Annotated in this window: 13 protein-coding genes; 11 read left to right on the plus strand and 2 right to left on the minus strand. The window is 56.1% G+C overall.

Features of this window, described 5'->3' with window-relative positions:
* The first annotated feature begins 349 nt into the window (after positions 1 to 349).
* The 5 genes from brnQ to FHC51_RS10175 all read left to right on the plus strand — a co-directional run bounded on the left by brnQ (position 350) and on the right by FHC51_RS10175 (position 9,164).
* Positions 350 to 1,669: a branched-chain amino acid transporter carrier protein BrnQ gene (brnQ, locus tag FHC51_RS10155; RefSeq protein ID WP_103178447.1), complete on the plus strand. Its 1,320-nt coding sequence runs from the start codon at positions 350 to 352 to the stop codon at positions 1,667 to 1,669.
* Positions 1,670 to 1,746: 77 nt separating this feature from the next.
* Entirely contained in the window at positions 1,747 to 3,120 is a 1,374-nt protein-coding gene (gene proY / locus FHC51_RS10160; protein ID WP_220435443.1) for a proline-specific permease ProY, read from the plus strand.
* 131 nt (positions 3,121 to 3,251) lie between these two features.
* Positions 3,252 to 5,069: a maltodextrin glucosidase gene (gene malZ, locus FHC51_RS10165; RefSeq protein ID WP_220435444.1), complete on the plus strand. Its 1,818-nt coding sequence runs from the start codon at positions 3,252 to 3,254 to the stop codon at positions 5,067 to 5,069.
* A 91-nt stretch (positions 5,070 to 5,160) separates the two neighbouring features.
* Entirely contained in the window at positions 5,161 to 7,782 is a 2,622-nt protein-coding gene (locus FHC51_RS10170) for a DUF2339 domain-containing protein (RefSeq protein WP_220435445.1), read from the plus strand.
* On the plus strand, positions 7,779 to 9,164 hold the full coding sequence (locus FHC51_RS10175) for a DUF3999 family protein (RefSeq protein WP_220435446.1): 1,386 nt from the start codon (positions 7,779 to 7,781) through the stop codon (positions 9,162 to 9,164). Before FHC51_RS10170 ends, FHC51_RS10175 begins: the two co-directional genes overlap by 4 nt.
* Positions 9,165 to 9,207: 43 nt before the next feature.
* On the opposite strand, the gene FHC51_RS10180 is transcribed toward FHC51_RS10175, so the two are convergent.
* Both FHC51_RS10180 and acpH read right to left on the minus strand, forming a co-directional pair.
* Positions 9,208 to 9,810, minus strand: a complete 603-nt coding sequence (locus FHC51_RS10180; RefSeq protein WP_040076949.1) for a peroxiredoxin — start codon at positions 9,808 to 9,810, stop codon at positions 9,208 to 9,210.
* A gap of 127 nt (positions 9,811 to 9,937) precedes the next feature.
* A complete protein-coding gene (gene acpH / locus FHC51_RS10185) occupies positions 9,938 to 10,519 on the minus strand; it encodes an ACP phosphodiesterase (protein WP_103824018.1) in 582 nt (193 codons plus the stop codon).
* 92 nt (positions 10,520 to 10,611) lie between these two features.
* On the opposite strand from acpH, the gene queA reads away from it, so the two are divergent.
* From queA to FHC51_RS10215, 6 genes are all read left to right on the plus strand, one after another.
* A complete protein-coding gene (queA, locus tag FHC51_RS10190; protein WP_103824019.1) occupies positions 10,612 to 11,682 on the plus strand; it encodes a tRNA preQ1(34) S-adenosylmethionine ribosyltransferase-isomerase QueA in 1,071 nt (356 codons plus the stop codon).
* A gap of 53 nt (positions 11,683 to 11,735) precedes the next feature.
* Positions 11,736 to 12,863 (plus strand): tRNA guanosine(34) transglycosylase Tgt, encoded by a 1,128-nt coding sequence (gene tgt, locus FHC51_RS10195; RefSeq protein ID WP_114315774.1) that lies wholly within the window; start codon positions 11,736 to 11,738, stop codon positions 12,861 to 12,863.
* A gap of 22 nt (positions 12,864 to 12,885) precedes the next feature.
* Complete coding sequence (gene yajC / locus FHC51_RS10200; protein WP_032616800.1) at positions 12,886 to 13,218, plus strand: preprotein translocase subunit YajC; 333 nt, start codon at positions 12,886 to 12,888, stop codon at positions 13,216 to 13,218.
* A 25-nt stretch (positions 13,219 to 13,243) separates the two neighbouring features.
* Positions 13,244 to 15,091 carry a protein translocase subunit SecD gene (gene secD / locus FHC51_RS10205; protein ID WP_220435447.1) on the plus strand — a complete coding sequence of 616 codons (1,848 nt, stop codon included), beginning with the start codon at positions 13,244 to 13,246 and terminating at the stop codon, positions 15,089 to 15,091.
* 10 nt (positions 15,092 to 15,101) lie between these two features.
* A complete protein-coding gene (secF, locus tag FHC51_RS10210; RefSeq protein WP_114387795.1) occupies positions 15,102 to 16,073 on the plus strand; it encodes a protein translocase subunit SecF in 972 nt (323 codons plus the stop codon).
* Positions 16,074 to 16,351: 278 nt separating this feature from the next.
* On the plus strand, positions 16,352 to 17,563 hold the full coding sequence (locus tag FHC51_RS10215) for a hypothetical protein (RefSeq protein WP_220435448.1): 1,212 nt from the start codon (positions 16,352 to 16,354) through the stop codon (positions 17,561 to 17,563).
* The last annotated feature ends 153 nt before the right edge of the window (positions 17,564 to 17,716 follow it).

Genomic DNA, 17,716 nt, shown 5'->3' on the forward strand with positions numbered 1-17,716 from the left:
GTTCAGCGAAGCGCGAATAAATATTATACGCCTGTTGCTTTTTTGTTCGCATGATTAGCCATGAGTTTTTCTTATAAATGGTTTATTATCCCACTTCTAACTTTCGAGTTGGCATATTGTTCTGGTTTTGAGATCCCATATTGCCTTTAAACGTTATAAGCGTTTAAATTGCCACCCTGATATCGTCGGACAGACTGTATTTGCGTGGTAAATCGAAAAACTATTCTTCTCCACGCCGGTAGGGAAGCATTTCCCGCTGAGGTTGCACATTTTTTCCGCTGTTTTGTTCCGCAACGGATAGCGAAAAATTCAACGTTTTCAACACCACATCCACAGGCAGTAAGGTTTTATGACCCATCAATTGAAATCGCGCGACATCATCGCGCTGGGCTTTATGACATTTGCGCTGTTCGTTGGCGCTGGCAACATCATCTTTCCTCCCATGGTTGGCTTACAGGCGGGTGAACACGTCTGGACCGCTGCGATTGGCTTTTTAATTACCGCGGTTGGCCTGCCGGTGCTGACCGTCGTTGCGCTGGCGAAAGTTGGCGGCGGCGTGGATAGCCTGAGCACCCCTATCGGGAAAGTCGCAGGTATTCTGCTGGCAACCGTCTGCTATCTGGCCGTCGGCCCGCTGTTTGCCACCCCGCGCACCGCGACTGTCTCCTTTGAAGTGGGGATCGCTCCGCTGACCGGCGACGGCGCTATGCCGCTGTTGATCTACAGCCTGATCTACTTTGCTCTGGTGATTCTGGTCTCCCTCTATCCGGGCAAGCTGCTGGATACCGTGGGTAACTTCCTCGCGCCGCTGAAAATCGTGGCCCTGATTGTGCTGGCCGTGGCTGCCGTTATCTGGCCTGCTGGCCCGATCAGCGATGCAATGGACGCCTACAAAAATGCCGCGTTCTCTAACGGCTTTGTTAACGGCTACCTGACCATGGATACCCTGGGTGCGATGGTGTTTGGTATCGTCATTGTGAACGCCGCCCGTTCCCGCGGCGTGACCGAAGCGCGTCTGCTGACCCGCTACACTATCTGGGCGGGTCTGATTGCGGGCGTAGGCCTGACATTGCTCTATCTGGCGTTGTTCCGTCTGGGTTCTGACAGCGCGGCCCTGGTAGACCAGAGCGCAAACGGCGCGGCTATCCTGCATGCCTATGTTCAGAATACCTTCGGTGGTTCGGGGAGTTTCCTGCTGGCGATCCTGATCTTCCTGGCCTGTCTGGTGACGGCGGTGGGTCTGACCTGCGCCTGCGCCGAGTTCTTTGCCCAGTATCTGCCGCTCTCTTACCGTACGCTGGTGTTCATCCTCGGTATCTTCTCCATGGCGGTCTCTAACCTCGGTCTGAGCCACCTGATCCAGGTCTCCATTCCGGTGCTGACGGCCATCTACCCGCCGTGTATCGTGTTGGTGGTGCTGAGCTTCACCCGCGGTTGGTGGAATAATTCTTCCCGAATTATTGCCCCGGCCATGTTTATTAGCCTGCTTTTTGGTATCCTTGACGGCATCAAAGCATCGGCTATCGGCGATACGCTCCCTGCCTGGACACAGCGTCTGCCGCTGTCCGAACAGGGCCTGGCCTGGTTGATGCCTACCGTTGTTGCACTGGTTCTGGCCGTAATCTGGGATCGTGCTGCGGGGCGTCGGGTAACGTCGAACGCGCACTAATCAACGGATTAATGTTCAACCACGGGGCTTATGGCCCCGTGGTTTTTTGTTTTTTTGTGTTGAATGGCAAGACGTAAATGGAAAGCTCTAACAAACTGAAGCGGGGCCTTACCGCCCGCCACATCCGCTTTATGGCGCTGGGTTCTGCGATAGGTACTGGTCTTTTTTATGGCTCGGCAGATGCCATCAAAATGGCCGGTCCCAGCGTTTTGCTGGCGTATCTTATCGGCGGTGTTGCCGCTTATATCATCATGCGCGCGCTGGGGGAGATGTCCGTTCATAACCCCTCAGCCAGCTCCTTCTCCCGCTATGCGCAAGACAACTTAGGCCCACTGGCGGGCTATATCACCGGCTGGACCTACTGCTTCGAAATCCTGATTGTCGCCATTGCCGATGTAACGGCCTTCGGCATTTATATGGGGGTCTGGTTCCCGGCGGTGCCGCACTGGATCTGGGTACTCAGCGTGGTGCTGATCATCTGCGCCATCAACCTGATGAGCGTGAAGGTGTTTGGCGAACTGGAGTTCTGGTTCTCCTTCTTTAAAGTGGCCACCATCATCATCATGATTGCCGCCGGTATTGGCATCATTATCTGGGGTATCGGCAATGGCGGCGAACCAACCGGCATCCATAACCTGTGGAGTAACGGCGGCTTCTTCAGTAACGGCTGGATAGGCATGGTGATGTCGCTGCAGATGGTGATGTTTGCCTACGGCGGGATCGAAATTATCGGTATCACCGCCGGGGAAGCGAAAGATCCGGAGAAGTCTATTCCGCGCGCCATTAACTCGGTGCCGATGCGTATCCTGGTCTTCTACGTGGGCACACTGTTTGTGATCATGTCCATCTATCCGTGGAACCAGGTGGGCACGAACGGTAGCCCGTTTGTGCTGACCTTCCAGCATCTGGGGATCACCTTCGCCGCCAGTATTCTGAATTTCGTGGTGCTCACTGCGTCGCTCTCCGCCATCAATGCCGACGTATTCGGCGTGGGGCGTATGCTGCACGGCATGGCCGAGCAGGGCAGTGCGCCGAAGGCCTTCGCCAAAACCTCCAGTCGCGGCACGCCGTGGGTGACGGTGCTGGTGATGACCGTGGCGCTGCTGCTGTCGGTCTATCTCAACTACATCATGCCGGAGAATGTCTTCCTGGTGATCGCGTCGCTGGCAACCTTTGCCACCGTCTGGGTCTGGATGATGATTCTGATGTCGCAGATTGGCTTCCGTCGCCGTCTGTCGCCTGACGAGGTCAAAGCGCTGAAGTTTAAAGTGCCGGGCGGCGTGGCAACTACCGTTGCTGGCCTGATCTTCCTGGTCTTTATTATCGGCCTGATTGGTTACCACCCGGAAACCCGTATCTCGCTGTATGTCGGCTTTGCGTGGATTGCGCTGTTGCTGGTGGGATGGGTTTTCAAACGCCGTCGCGAACGCCAGTTAGCAGAAGCTCAGTAACCGAAATGCCCGGCAAACGCCGGGCATTTTTCTCCTCCCCCTTCCTCCTCCCCCAATAAATCTCTCCATGAGGAGGGAACATCAACTACCCTGTGGCAAGGTGGCCTCATTTCTGGGAAAGGGGATAAAAGATGTTGAATGCATGGCACCTGCCGGTTGCCCCATTTGTTAAACAAAACAACGACAAACTTGTCATCACCCTGTGGCTGACAGGGGAAAACCTGCCTGAGCGGGTGACGCTTCGCGCTGAATTCGATAATGAAGAGACCTCGCTGCCGATGCATAAGCAGCGCAGCCAGCCGCAGCCCGGCGTCACTGCCTGGCGGGCGACCATTGACACGACGAAAGGGCAGCCGCGGCACCGCTACAGCTTTAAAATGCTCTGGCATAACCGCCAGCTGTGGTTCACCCCGCAGGGCTTCAGCCGCTTTCCGCCAGCGCGGCTGGAGCAGTTCGCCATTGATTACCCGGATGCCGGGCCGCAGTGGGTGGTCGAGCAGGTTTTCTATCAGATCTTCCCGGACCGCTTTGCCCGCAGCCAGCGGCGCAACCCTGAGCTGGACAAAACGTATTATCACCATGCCGCAGGCCATGAGACGATTTTCCGCGCGTGGGACGAACCGGTCACTGCCCAGGCGGGGGGCTCCACCTTTTACGGCGGGGATCTCGACGGCATCAGTGAAAAGCTGCCTTATCTGAAAAAACTCGGCGTCACGGCACTCTACCTCAATCCGGTGTTTGTCGCCCCCAGCGTGCATAAATACGACACCGAAGATTACCGCCACGTGGATGAGCGGTTTGGCGGCGATGAGGCCCTGTTACGCTTGCGGGAGAATACCCAACGGGAGGGAATGCGCCTGATCCTGGACGGGGTGTTTAACCACAGCGGGGACTCCCACGCCTGGTTTGATCGCCACAACCGCGGAACCGGCGGCGCCTGTCATAACCCGGACTCGCCCCAGCGCGACTGGTACAGCTTTGACGACGAGGGCCGCGCCCTCGACTGGCTGGGCTATGCCAGCCTGCCGAAGCTGGATTATCAGTCGTCAGGCGTGGTGAACGAGATCTACGGCGGCGAGGAGAGCGTTGTTCGTCACTGGCTGAAAGCGCCGTGGAATATGGATGGCTGGCGGCTGGATGTGGTGCATATGCTCGGAGAAGAGGGTGGGGCGCGCCATAATCTTCAGCATGTCACCGGGATCACCCGTTCGGCGAAGCAGGCCAATCCGGAGGCCTTCGTCTTTGGCGAGCACTTTGGCGACGCCCGCCAGTGGCTGCAGGCCGATGCAGAAGATTCGGCGATGAACTACCGCGGCTTCACCTTCCCGCTGTGGGGCTTCCTTGCCAACACCGATATCTCTTACGATCCGCAGCACATCGACGCGGAAACCTGCGTGAAATGGATGGATAACTACCGCGCCAGCCTGTCGCATCAGCAGCAGCTACGCATGTTTAACCAGCTCGACAGCCATGACACCGCCCGCTTTAAGTCGCTGCTCGGTAAGGATGTCGCCCGCCTGCCGCTGGCGGTCACCTGGCTGTTTACCTGGCCTGGGGTGCCTTGTATTTACTACGGGGACGAGGTAGGGCTGGACGGCAATAACGATCCGTTCTGTCGTAAGACTTTCCCGTGGGAGACTGATAGGCAGGATTCAGTGCTGTTCACGCTTTATCAGCGGCTGATTAAACTGCGCAAACAGAGTCAGGCCCTGCGCTACGGCGGCTGCCAGGTGGTCTACGCCCACGATAACGTGGTGGTGTTTGTTCGCGTCTATAATCAGCAGCGTGTGCTGGTGGCGATTAACCGGGGCGAGGCCTGCGAAGTGGTGCTGGAAGATTCACCCCTGCTGGCGGGGAAAACGTGGAAGAGCAAAGAGGGGAAAGCGACGTTCCAGGACGGCGTGCTCACGCTTCAGGCAATCTCCGCTGCGGTCTGGTTCGGTAGTTAATACCGGGCGGAACGGTTCCCACCTTTTAAGATGGCGTAAATGCAACGATTTGTGTCAATCTTAACGGATCGTTAACGGTGAAGGTGGAAACATGGACGAGCTTTACATCCTTGGCTGTCTGTTCCTGATTTTTGCGCTGGTGGTTGCGCCCGTGCTTGCGGTGATCGGATTTAATCGAAGCACGGCGGCGAAACAGGAGATCGCCCGGCTGCGCCAGCGTATTGAGGCTCTTGAGCAGCGCGGCGTGGCAGAGAAAGCACCGGAGCCTGAACAGGCCGCTGCGCCGGTGGTCGTGGCTGAGCCAGTGGTTGACGACGCGCCCGCACCTGTCGACCCCTGGCGCCCGGATATTCCTGCTGCCGCGGCAGAACCCGCAACCGCTCCGGCTCCCGCGCCCGCGGCAAAACAGCCTTCTGCCTTTGGCGGCATACTGACGTCGCTGGTGCGCTGGTTCATGCAGGGCAATCCGCTGGCGAAGCTTGGGATCCTGCTGCTTTTTCTCGGTCTTTCATTCCTCCTGCGCTATACCGTCGAGCACTCCCTTTTCCCGCTTGAGCTTCGCCTGGCCGCGACGGCGCTGTTTGCCATGGTTCTGCTGGCCCTCGGGTGGCGGCTGCGGCACAGACAGCGCGTCTATTCGCTGATCCTCCAGGGTGGAGCGGCAGGCATCCTCTATCTGACCGTCTTTGGTGCTTTCCGGCTCTGGCAGATGTTGCCGATGACGCTGGCCTTTGCGCTGCTGGTGGTCATTTGCGCGGCGAGCGTCGGGCTGGCGGTGCTGCAGAGGGCCCTGAGCCTCGCTATGCTTGCGAGTCTCGGTGGGTATCTTGCGCCGCTGCTGTTGTCTACCGGAGGCGGCAGCTTTGTGGCGCTGTTCTCTTTCTACCTCCTGCTTTCCATCGGCATTCTCGCTATCAGTATCTGGCAGCACTGGCGCGAGCTGAATCTGCTCGGGCTGCTGTTTACATTCGGCGTGGGTGGCCTGTGGGGACTGAACGACTACCGGCCTGAAGACTATGGGGTCTGCCAGCTGTTCCTGATTGCCAATACGCTGATATTCGGCGTGCTGAGCGTGGCGCTGTCGCTGCGGGCACAGGAGAAAGGGAAGCAGATTATCGACGGCGTGCTGCTGTTTGCCCCGCCGCTGGTTGGTTTTGGAATGCAGTACGGCATGACTCAGCACTGGACCTACGGCCCGGCGCTCAGCGCGCTGGGTTACGGCGCATTTTATCTTACCCTCGCATTCCTTGCCCTGCGGCGCTATCCCTCCCTCGGACGGCCGCTGGTCATGGCGGCGCTGGCGATCGGCGGCGGGTTTGCCACGCTCGCCATTCCGCTGGCGCTGTCGGCGCGCTGGACGGCGATGGCCTGGGCGCTGGAGGGGCTGGGTATCCTCTGGCTGGGCGTGCAACAGCAGCAGCGGCGCATGAGCTATAGCGGGACGGCGCTGCTGGTGCTGGCGCTGGGTAGCGCGCTGTGGGCGCAAACGAACGGTGTTACGTCGCTGAGCCTGCTGCTTATCTTCGCCGTTCTCAGTCTTTGCTGGCTGGCTGCGGCCTGGCTGTGGCGGGAAATCGTTCTGCCCGTCAGTTGGGTACTGCTGGCCGGCGGGCTGCTGTTCTGGATCGTGGCGCTATCTGGCGCGTCGCAGCTGATGCTGAAGCAGGAATTATCTGTTCTGGCAGGCGTGCTGGCGCTCTCGGCCGCGTCGGTCTTGGGTTGGCGGCAGGCGGCCGCTCGTCTGGCGTGGCGGGAGCTGGATGCCAGCAAATGGCTGCTCTGGCCGCTGATGCTGCTGATGATGGCTTATCAGATCTGGCATCAGCAGATCTTTGCCGCTGGCTGGTCAAATCTGGCCTGGTGCGTTGCGCTTCCTGCCGCACTGATGCTGCTGCGGCGCGACGGTAAAAGACTCCTGCCGCGCATCGCGATGGGTCTGCATCTGTCGCTGTTCTGGATGATTTTACTGGCGCTGGCCGCTGAGCTTTACTGGTTTGCCCGGTCGCTGCCGTGGGGAATGGCGGCCTGGGGCAGTGGACTGGCTATGGCCGCGGGTGGCGGTTTGATTATGGCGCTCTCTGCGGCGGTACGGCGTCGCGGGTGGCCGTTCCGGGAGTGGCCTGCGCTATACGCCTGCCTGGCTCCGATCCCTGTTGTCGTGGCGCTGCTGGTGTTGTTGGTCGTCACCAATTTCCAGGACGGCGTGGTCTACCGACAGACCTGGCTGCCGCTGGTGAACCCGCTTGAAGAAGGTGCCGCGTTCGCGTTGCTGGGGCTGGTGGTCTTTTATCGGGCGGTGGATCGTTACTATCCCGCGCGGCTTTCGCAAGCCCGCCCGTGGCCTGCCGTCGCGCTTATGGCGTTTGGCTTCTGGTGGCTTAACGGTGCGCTAATGCGCGCGCTGGCCTGGTATGGCGACGTGGCCTGGAATATGGCCTCGCTGTGGGATTCCCGGCTTGTCCAGACCTGTTTTGCCCTGTTCTGGATGCTGAGCGCGCTGGTGGTCATGATCCATGCCACCCGTCGAGCTTCCCGGCAGGAGTGGCTTTGCGGCGCTGCGCTGCTGGGTGTCGTGATGGTTAAACTGATGCTGGTAGACAGCGCGGGCGGAGGCGGGCTGTCGCGCGCGGTGGCGTTTATCGGCGTGGCGATCCTGGTACTGATCGTAGGTTACTTCTCACCGCTGCCGCCCAAAACAGGAGATGAAAAATGAAATGGATGAAAGCGGTAGCGTGTAGCGCGCTGCTGGTGCTTTCCGGCCCGGCGTTTTGCGACGAGGGACAAACGGAATCGCCCCGGGACTATGCCTTTGGGCGTTCACTGGATACGTCCGTCCCTTCCCAGTGGTATCGGGTGATGCTGCCGCTTGCCGTCTATGAGCAGAGCACGTCACCCGATCTGCACGATGTACGCGTCTTTAATCAGTCGGGCGAGCCGGTTCCCTTCAGCCTGGTCACCGCGACGCGTCCGCAGGCGTCAGTGCAATCCACACCACTTCGCCTCTTTCCTCTGAACGCCTCGCCGCTTGCACCTGCGCGCGGGGATGAGGATAGCGATAAAATCCTGCTCCGCTCCCGAAACGGCGTAGAGATTGTGCTCGAGGGGCAAAAAGCCGCCGCAGCCGGGCAACATTATCTGCTGACCTTGCCGGAGCAGGCGACGGGCGAGATGGCCCTGTCCCAGTTGCAGCTGCTCTGGAATAGTCCTCAGACGCCGTGGCAGGGAACGGCGTCGGTTTATTACAGCGAGGATCTTAAGCGCTGGTATACCCTGCGCGAGGATATGCCCCTGCTGGACGTGGTCAGTGGCCAGGATCGCCTTAAGCTCGACCGGATCGATACCGATATGGTTTTATCTCCCGATGCGAATCGCTATCTCATGGTGGTGCTGAATACGCAGAGCCAGGAGATAACCCTGACCGGCGTAAACGCAATTAGCGCACCTGCCCAGGCGGCCCCGGAAGAGATCAGCCTGGAGGGGGAAGGAGAACAGTTATCGACAAGTGAAGTTCAGTGGCACTGGACGCGGCCGCAGCCGCTAAGTGCTGTCAGCATCTCCCTGAATGGCGATGGCGTCCTTCCCGTGGAGATAGCGTGGCGGAGTAGCGAAAAAGAGGCATGGCACCCGCTGAAAAAAGTGGTTCTCTACCGTCTGGAGGGGAAAATGTCTCCACCGGTTTCGCTTAACGGGGGCCTGGTGCAGGCGGTGAAAATCACGACGCTGAATGCGCGTTTACCAGAATACCTGCCGAGCGTCATGGGGCATCGCGACCGCTATGACCTGGTGTTCAACGCGCAGGGGAAAGCGCCGTACGTGCTTGCCTGGGGCAATGGGGCGGCAAAGCCTGCCAGTGTGGAGCCCGACATGCTGATCCCTGCCGATCTGCGCAAAACCTATGATATGGCAAACCTGCCGCAGGCTGACATTCAGGATAATGTCGCGTTAGGCGGCGAGGGGCGTCTGACCGCCACCTCCGCGGCCGAGCGGGAGAGCAAGATGAACACGCTGCTGGTGTGGGGCGTGCTGATTGCGGGCGTGATTTTGCTGGCAGGTATGGCCTGGCGCATCTGGCGGGAGACACAGCGTAAGGCATAAAAAAAGGCCCGCATAAGCGGGCCTTTTTCGTAAACCGTGCCAATTACAGGCTGGATACGTTCTCAGACAGGTATTTAGCAACGCCGTCTGGAGACGCGTTCATACCTTCTTTACCTTTTTCCCACTGAGCCGGGCACACTTCACCGTGCTCTTCGTGGAACTGCAGCGCGTCAACCATACGCAGCATTTCGTCGATGTTACGACCCAGCGGCAGATCGTTCACCACCTGGTGACGCACGATGCCGTTCGCGTCGATCAGGAAGGAACCACGCAGGGCAACGCCCGCGTCCGGATGCTCGATACCGTAAGCCTGCTGGATTTCGCGTTTGATGTCTGCAACCATCGCGTATTTCACTGGACCGATGCCGCCGTTGTCGACAGGGGTGTTACGCCATGCGTTGTGTACAAACTCAGAGTCGAAGGAGACGCCAACCACTTCTACGCCACGCTTCTGGAACTCTTCGTAACGCTTGTCGAACGCGATCAGCTCAGACGGGCAAACGAAGGTGAAGTCCATCGGCCAGAAGAACAGAACGGTGGCTTTACCGTTGGTGTGCTGTTTGAAGTTGAAGTTCTCAACGATTTCACCGTTGCCCAGAACGGCTGCAGCTGTAAAATCCGGAGCCGGACGAGTTACCAGAACCATATGATTCTCCTGTGATTACTAAGGTTATTTAGAACGCAACGAGGGCCAGTATAGAGAGTGTTCACCTGAAAGACAAAGAGGCGTTGACAATCGTTAACCCAGCTTTTACCTATCAATCACATTTATATTAAAGCTGCTTATGTTTCGCCTGTTCCATCATCCGCGGATAAAACTGCCAGAAACGGGTCTCCAGGGCGTCGTAATGGGCATCCAGATCCTGCCAGGAGTCGCGCAGGGCATCGAGACGCGGACGGCGGCTGGCCATGCCGTTAAGCACCCGCTGAATAAAATCCATCTCGCTATAGCGCTCCAGCCAGCGCTCCGACCACAGATAGCTATTCAGATTCACAAAACGCGGCGGTGAATCGGGCAAAATGATCGCCACCTGCGCATGGGCGTAGCGGACAAACTCCGGCAGCGGCATCTCCGGGGAGAGCTGAGCCCAGTGGCGGGAGACAAAGTGATCCCACATTACATCCAGCGTAATGGGCGCCACGCGCCGGGTCTCCGGGCGGAACCACTCCTTTGCCTCTTTGACCTCGGGCAGGTTGTCGGTGAGGACATCAATCCGGCGGTGCATGAAGATGCCTTCCACCACGTCGGCGGGATACGCCTCGGCGGGGTTGCCGCGCACGAAGTCGGCCAGCAAGTTGCCGGAAAGGGAGCTGTCAGCGAGATGAGCGAGGTGCAGGTGAGCGAGAAAATTCATGCGATTCGTTATCCGAAGCGAGGCTAGTTGTTGCAGCAAAGAGGTGTGAGCACTAGACTAAGCCGCCTGTTTTTAAGTCACGAGTATATGCCATGCGCGTCGCCGATTTCTCTTTTGATTTACCCGAGTCCCTGATTGCCCACTATCCTATGCCGGAGCGCAGTAGCTGTCGCTTATTGTCGCTGGATGGGCCGACGGGTGCGCTGACGCACGGTACCTTCACCGATCTGCTCGACAAGCTCAACCCGGGCGACCTGCTGGTGTTCAACAACACCCGCGTGATCCCGGCCCGTCTGTTTGGCCGTAAAGCCAGCGGCGGCAAAATTGAAGTGCTGGTCGAAAGAATGCTCGATGATAAACGTATTCTGGCACATATTCGCGCTTCCAAGGCACCGAAGCCGGGCGCGGAGCTGCTGCTGGGGGATGACGAGAGCATCAATGCCACCATGGTGGCGCGCCACGATGCGCTCTTTGAAGTGCAGTTCAACGATGAGCGTCCGGTACTGGATATCCTCAACAGCATCGGCCACATGCCGCTGCCGCCGTACATTGAGCGTCCGGATGAAGAGGCCGACCGCGAGCTGTATCAGACCGTCTATAGCCAGAAGCCTGGCGCGGTAGCAGCGCCGACCGCGGGCCTGCACTTTGATGAACCGCTGCTGGAAAAACTGCGCGCAAAAGGCATTGAGATGGCGTTTGTGACCCTGCACGTCGGCGCGGGTACTTTCCAGCCGGTGCGTGTGGACAGCATTGAAGACCACATCATGCACTCCGAATATGCCGAAGTGCCGCAGGAGGTTGTGGATGCGGTACTGGCAGCGAAAGCGCGCGGTAATCGCGTGATTGCCGTCGGCACCACCTCGGTTCGCTCACTGGAAAGCGCAGCCCAGGCCGCCAAAAACGATCTGATCGAACCCTTCTTTGGCGACACACAAATCTTCATCTATCCAGGTTATCAATATCAGGTGATCGACGCGCTGGTAACGAATTTCCATCTGCCGGAATCGACCCTGATCATGCTGGTATCGGCATTTGCGGGTTATCAAAACACCATGAATGCTTACAAGGCTGCGGTAGAACAAAAATATCGGTTTTTTAGCTACGGTGACGCGATGTTTATCACGTACAATCCGCAGGCTTTGAATGAACGTGTCGGGGAATAAGTCCGCGGCACTGATTTAACGCGCCGGACTGTTTTTCTGGTGCAGGAGAAAAAATGAAATTTGAACTCGATACCACCGATGGTCGCGCTCGCCGTGGCCGCCTGGTGTTTGATCGTGGCGTAGTAGAAACGCCAGCGTTTATGCCTGTGGGCACTTACGGCACCGTAAAAGGGATGACGCCGGAAGAAGTTGAAGCCACTGGCGCGCAAATTATCCTCGGTAACACCTTCCACCTGTGGCTGCGTCCTGGTCAGGAGATCATGAAGCTGCACGGGGATCTGCATGACTTTATGCAGTGGAAAGGACCGATTCTGACCGACTCCGGCGGCTTCCAGGTCTTCAGCCTGGGTGATATCCGCAAGATCACCGAAAAGGGTGTACATTTCCGCAACCCGATTAACGGCGACCCGATTTTCCTCGATCCTGAAAAATCAATGGAGATTCAGTACGATCTCGGCTCCGATATCGTGATGATCTTCGACGAATGTACGCCATACCCGGCGGACTGGGACTACGCCAAGCGCTCGATGGAGATGTCGCTGCGTTGGGCGAAGCGCAGCCGCGACCGTTTTGATAGCCTCGGCAATAAAAATGCGCTGTTTGGCATTATTCAGGGCAGCGTTTACGAAGATTTACGCGATATCTCTGTTAAAGGTCTGGTAGAGATAGGTTTTGATGGCTACGCTGTCGGCGGTCTGGCTGTAGGGGAGCCGAAGGAAGATATGCACCGTATTCTGGAGCATGTTTGCCCGCAAATTCCAACAGATAAACCTCGATACCTGATGGGCGTCGGTAAACCAGAAGATCTGGTTGAAGGCGTACGTCGCGGCATTGATATGTTCGACTGCGTTATGCCGACCCGCAACGCCCGTAATGGTCACCTGTTCGTGACCGATGGCGTGGTAAAAATCCGTAATGCGAAGCATAAAAGCGACACCAGCCCACTCGATGCCGAGTGCGATTGCTATACCTGTCGCAATTATTCTCGTGCCTATTTGCATCATCTTGATCGTTGTAATGAAATACTGGGCGCGCGTCTCAACACGATTCATAACCTTCGCTATTACCAGCGCTTAATGGCTGGTTTACGCAAGGCTATTGAAGAGGGTAAATTAGAGAGCTTCGTGACCGATTTTTACCAACGACAGGGTCGGGATGTTCCACCTTTGAACGTTGATTAATTTATTTAATGAGGGAAATTTAATGAGCTTTTTTATTTCTGATGCGGTAGCGGCAACAGGTGCACCGGCGCAGGGCAGCCCGATGTCTCTGATTCTGATGCTGGTGGTGTTCGGTCTGATCTTCTATTTCATGATCCTGCGTCCACAGCAGAAGCGCACCAAAGAGCACAAAAAGCTGATGGACTCCATCGCGAAAGGCGATGAAGTGCTGACTAACGGTGGTCTGGTAGGTCGTGTAAGCAAAGTCGCTGATAACGGCTATATCGTTATCGCACTGAACGATACCACTGAAGTAGTGATCAAACGTGACTTCGTTGCTGCCGTTCTGCCGAAAGGCACCATGAAAGCGCTGTAATTAACTTTTCCCAAAGGGAACTGCCGTGTTAAACCGTTATCCTTTGTGGAAGTACGTCATGCTGGTCGTCGTCATTGTCGTCGGCCTGCTGTATGCGCTTCCCAACCTGTATGGTGAGGATCCGGCTGTTCAAATCACTGGCGCGCGCGGCGTCGCCGCCAGTGAGCAAACGCTGATCCAGGTCCAGAAAACTTTACAAGAAGAAAAAATTACCGCTAAGTCTGTGGCACTGGAAGAGGGCGCAATTCTTGCTCGCTTCGACTCCACCGACACGCAGCTCCGCGCTCGTGAAGCGCTGATGGGCGTGATGGGTGATAAATATGTCGTGGCGTTGAACCTTGCTCCTGCAACGCCGCGTTGGTTAGCTGCCATCAACGCTGAGCCGATGAAACTCGGTCTCGACCTGCGTGGCGGCGTTCACTTCCTGATGGAAGTGGATATGGAAACCGCACTGGGCAAACTCCAGGAACAAAATATCGACAGCCTGCGTAGCGATCTGCGCGAAAAAGGCATCCCTTACACCACCGTGCGTAAGGAAGATAATTACGGGATGAGCATCGCGTTTCGCGACAGCAATGCCCGCGACCAGGCGATGGATTATCTGACCCAGCGTCATCGTGACCTGGTGCTCTCTTCTCAGGGCAGCAACCAGTTGCGTGCGGTGATGGCCGATGAGCGTCTGAAAGAAGCGCGTGAATACGCGGTTCAGCAGAACATCAACATCCTGCGTAACCGTGTAAACCAGCTCGGCGTTGCTGAACCGCTGGTACAGCGTCAGGGTGCTGACCGTATCGTGGTTGAACTGCCAGGTATCCAGGATACCGCGCGTGCCAAAGAGATTCTCGGCGCAACCGCGACCCTGGAATTCCGTCTGGTTAACACCAACGTCGATCAGTCTGCTGTCGCATCTGGCCGCGTTCCGGGCGACTCTGAAGTGAAACAGACCCGTGAAGGCCAGCCGGTTGTGATGTACAAGCGTGTGATCCTGACCGGTGACCACATCACTGACTCCACCTCCAGCCAGGATGAGTACAACCAGCCGCAGGTTAACATCTCGCTTGATAGCGCGGGTGGTAACATCATGTCTAACTTCACCAAGGACAATATCGGTAAACCGATGGCGACCCTGTTCGTGGAGTACAAAGACAGCGGTAAAAAAGATGCCAACGGTCGTGCGGTTCTGGTGAAAGAGGAAGAGGTGATTAACATCGCCAATATCCAGTCTCGCCTGGGTAACAGCTTCCGTATCACCGGTATCAACAACCCGAACGAAGCCCGTCAGCTGTCGCTGCTGCTGCGTGCCGGTGCGCTGATTGCGCCAATTCAGATTGTTGAAGAGCGTACCATCGGTCCAACCCTTGGGATGCAGAACATCACTCAGGGTCTGGAAGCGTGTCTGGCGGGTCTGGCAATCTCCATCATCTTCATGGTCTTCTTCTACAAGAAGTTTGGTCTAATTGCGACCTCTGCGCTGATTGCAAACCTGGTGCTGATTGTCGGCATTATGTCCCTGCTCCCGGGGGCAACGCTGACCATGCCAGGGATTGCGGGTATCGTTCTAACTCTTGCGGTGGCGGTCGACGCCAACGTACTGATAAACGAACGTATTAAAGAGGAACTGAGCAATGGTCGCTCAGTCCAACAGGCGATTGACGAAGGTTACCGTGGCGCTTTCAGCTCCATCTTTGATGCGAACGTAACCACACTGATTAAGGTTATTATCCTGTATGCAGTGGGTACCGGCGCGATCAAGGGCTTTGCTATCACCACCGGTATTGGTGTGGCAACGTCAATGTTTACCGCTATCGTCGGCACCCGTGCCATCGTGAACCTGCTGTACGGCGGCAAGCGCGTTAAAAAGCTGTCTATCTGAGGAGTGCGTTGTGGCACAGGAATATACTGTTGAACAATTGAACTACGGCCGTAAAGTCTGGGACTTTATGCGCTGGGACTACTGGGCCTTTGGCATATCAGGTTTTCTGCTGATTCTGTCCATCGCCATCATCGGCGTGAAGGGCTTTAACTGGGGTCTCGATTTTACCGGTGGTACGGTAATTGAGATCACCCTGGAAAAACCGGTCGATATGGACCAGATGCGCGAGTCGCTGCAAAAGGCGGGCTTTGAAGAGCCGCTGCTGCAGAACTTCGGCAGCAGCCGTGACATCATGGTGCGTATGCCGCCGGTGAAGGATGCCAACGGCAGCCAGGAGCTGGGCAGTAAGGTCGTGACCGTGATTAACGAAACGACCAGCCAGAATGCGACGGTAAAACGTATCGAATTCGTTGGCCCGAGCGTGGGTGCTGATCTGGCCCAGACCGGTGCGATGGCGCTGCTGGTGGCGCTGCTCTGTATCCTGGCGTATGTCGGCTTCCGCTTCGAATGGCGTCTGGCTGCCGGGGTGGTTATCGCTCTGGCGCACGACGTGGTGATCACCATGGGCGTTCTGTCGCTGTTCCATATCGAGATCGACCTGACCATTGTGGCCTCGTTGATGTCGGTTATCGGGTACTCGCTGAACGACAGTATCGTGGTATCGGACCGTATCCGTGAAAACTTCCGTAAGATCCGTCGCGGTACGCCGTACGAAATCTTTAACGTGTCGTTGACCCAGACGCTGCACCGTACCTTGATCACCTCCGGGACTACCCTGATGGTGATCCTGATGCTGTATCTCTTCGGCGGTCCGATTCTGGAAGGCTTCTCGCTGACCATGCTGATCGGTGTTTCCATCGGTACGGCCTCGTCCATCTACGTGGCGTCCGCACTGGCACTGAAACTCGGCATGAAGCGTGAGCACCTGCTCCAGCAGAAAGTCGAGAAAGAAGGGGCGGATCAGCCGTCTATTCTGCCGTAACCCGGCCTCTGCTTAAAAAAACCGTAGCCTCAGTGCTGCGGTTTTTTTTATCATTAATAAAACAGGGCTACGTGCAACGGGGTCTGCTCCAGCGTTTGATACACCTCTGGCTATTACTCCCCAAAATTCTACGCGGCTGGAAAGCGGCTATCGCGACAAAGCGTTAAAACAATTTTCTGTGGGTGATGCTGCGTCGGAACCTGTTAGTGATGCGATAGCTTCGCCATACGACTTAAAATCATGGATGCTTTTTGCACGTTTAACACGGATGTTAGTTAATGAAAAATACGCACTATTTCACTTTGCAGTTTCACGGTTTTACTGCGGGCAACAATCCCAAAAGCAGCTATCTGCGCCTGATAACACCTCAGCATACTTTTTATACTGATAAGTCTTTTTTTGATGAAAATGTCAACTTTGACCTGTTAAAGCCGGGCAGCCAGATCTTTATGGGTACCCATCGTTTAAACGATGGAAGTTACTGGATTGACTGGATTACAGACGGCACTGTAACGCTAAATACGGCGGGTGCACGCCCAGCCTTATCTCTTCCTTTTATCCGTCTATTTACCAGCGTCACAGTATTTTTTGTTTCCGCCTCGATGATGTTTACATCAGGTTATTTGATGATGCTGCTGTTTTTCGTTGTCACGATGATCTTGCTCACCTATGGTCTGGAGGATCTCCATGCCGTGTGTTTGAGAACTTCACCACGCGTTATAGAACTACTGAAAAGGCTGGAACAGGCAAAACGCGGTGATACGGCATTTTGCAAAGATATTGGCTGTTCGTTGTTAACGCTGCCGTTTCCTGATGCGATGCCAAAAGGTTTCTCTGATTTTGGCCCGCAGTTGAGTGAGATAAAACATCAGGTCACTGCGGTCAGAGGGGGGGAGTGGACATCATACATTTCTGATAACTCCGGCATAGCGCTCGTGTATGTTTGTCAGGGAAGGCCGTTATCACTGAACTGGCGAATGGGCGATCCGACATGGCGTAGCCAGATGAATAAAATTTTGCCCTTTTTCTATAAAGTGCATGCGCCTTTTATCGGCGTTGGCGACCACCTATTAACTATTTTTAACCACCACAGTAATCAAGCAGTCGGTATCTATAACTATACTGACGGCAGCTGTTATATCACTAACGGAAACTGGTATCGCAGCGATCAAAGCGTCGCGGCATTTTATCATTCTGTTCTGTTCATTTTCGCCCCTTGCATGCTGGTGATTGCATTGCTGTTTGGGGCTGGCTTTGCCTTGAGCGCGGGTGAATTCCACTGGAACTGGCATGCTATCGGCAGGGCGATTGAGACGCTGATTTCAGTCATCTTCATGTGCTGTGGCGCACTTCTCGGGGCAAGTGACCTGGCGATTCAACTTACCCGCTTGTGCTCAAAACGCGTGTCTTACTGGCTACGTCTGCGTAAGCAGCTTGAAAAATTACGCAAAGAACGACAGCGTTCCGGTTACGTGCAGGAGATCTGGTAATGTTCTCAACCTTCCCCCGACGCTGTCTGTGTGTGGCGATTTTACTGGCGATTAGCTAATGGCTCAGTCCATTTACTTTTTAGCAGACCGGTATTGTCATAAAAAAGCACCGAACGAGCATTTCGTCCGGTGCTTTGTTTTCAAGCTAGTCTT

Origin of the sequence: Leclercia sp. EC_58 (assembly GCF_019584355.1) — a bacterium.
Classification (GTDB): Bacteria; Pseudomonadota; Gammaproteobacteria; order Enterobacterales; family Enterobacteriaceae; genus Enterobacter.

Coding starts and splice junctions, on each gene's coding strand:
- brnQ (WP_103178447.1), top strand. CDS start 350: ATGACCCATCAATTGAAATCGCGCGACATCATCGCGCTGGGCTTTATG.
- proY (WP_220435443.1), top strand. CDS start 1,747: ATGGAAAGCTCTAACAAACTGAAGCGGGGCCTTACCGCCCGCCACATC.
- malZ (WP_220435444.1), top strand. CDS start 3,252: ATGTTGAATGCATGGCACCTGCCGGTTGCCCCATTTGTTAAACAAAAC.
- FHC51_RS10170 (WP_220435445.1), top strand. CDS start 5,161: ATGGACGAGCTTTACATCCTTGGCTGTCTGTTCCTGATTTTTGCGCTG.
- FHC51_RS10175 (WP_220435446.1), top strand. CDS start 7,779: ATGAAATGGATGAAAGCGGTAGCGTGTAGCGCGCTGCTGGTGCTTTCC.
- FHC51_RS10180 (WP_040076949.1), bottom strand. CDS start 9,810: ATGGTTCTGGTAACTCGTCCGGCTCCGGATTTTACAGCTGCAGCCGTT.
- acpH (WP_103824018.1), bottom strand. CDS start 10,519: ATGAATTTTCTCGCTCACCTGCACCTCGCTCATCTCGCTGACAGCTCC.
- queA (WP_103824019.1), top strand. CDS start 10,612: ATGCGCGTCGCCGATTTCTCTTTTGATTTACCCGAGTCCCTGATTGCC.
- tgt (WP_114315774.1), top strand. CDS start 11,736: ATGAAATTTGAACTCGATACCACCGATGGTCGCGCTCGCCGTGGCCGC.
- yajC (WP_032616800.1), top strand. CDS start 12,886: ATGAGCTTTTTTATTTCTGATGCGGTAGCGGCAACAGGTGCACCGGCG.
- FHC51_RS10215 (WP_220435448.1), top strand. CDS start 16,352: ATGAAAAATACGCACTATTTCACTTTGCAGTTTCACGGTTTTACTGCG.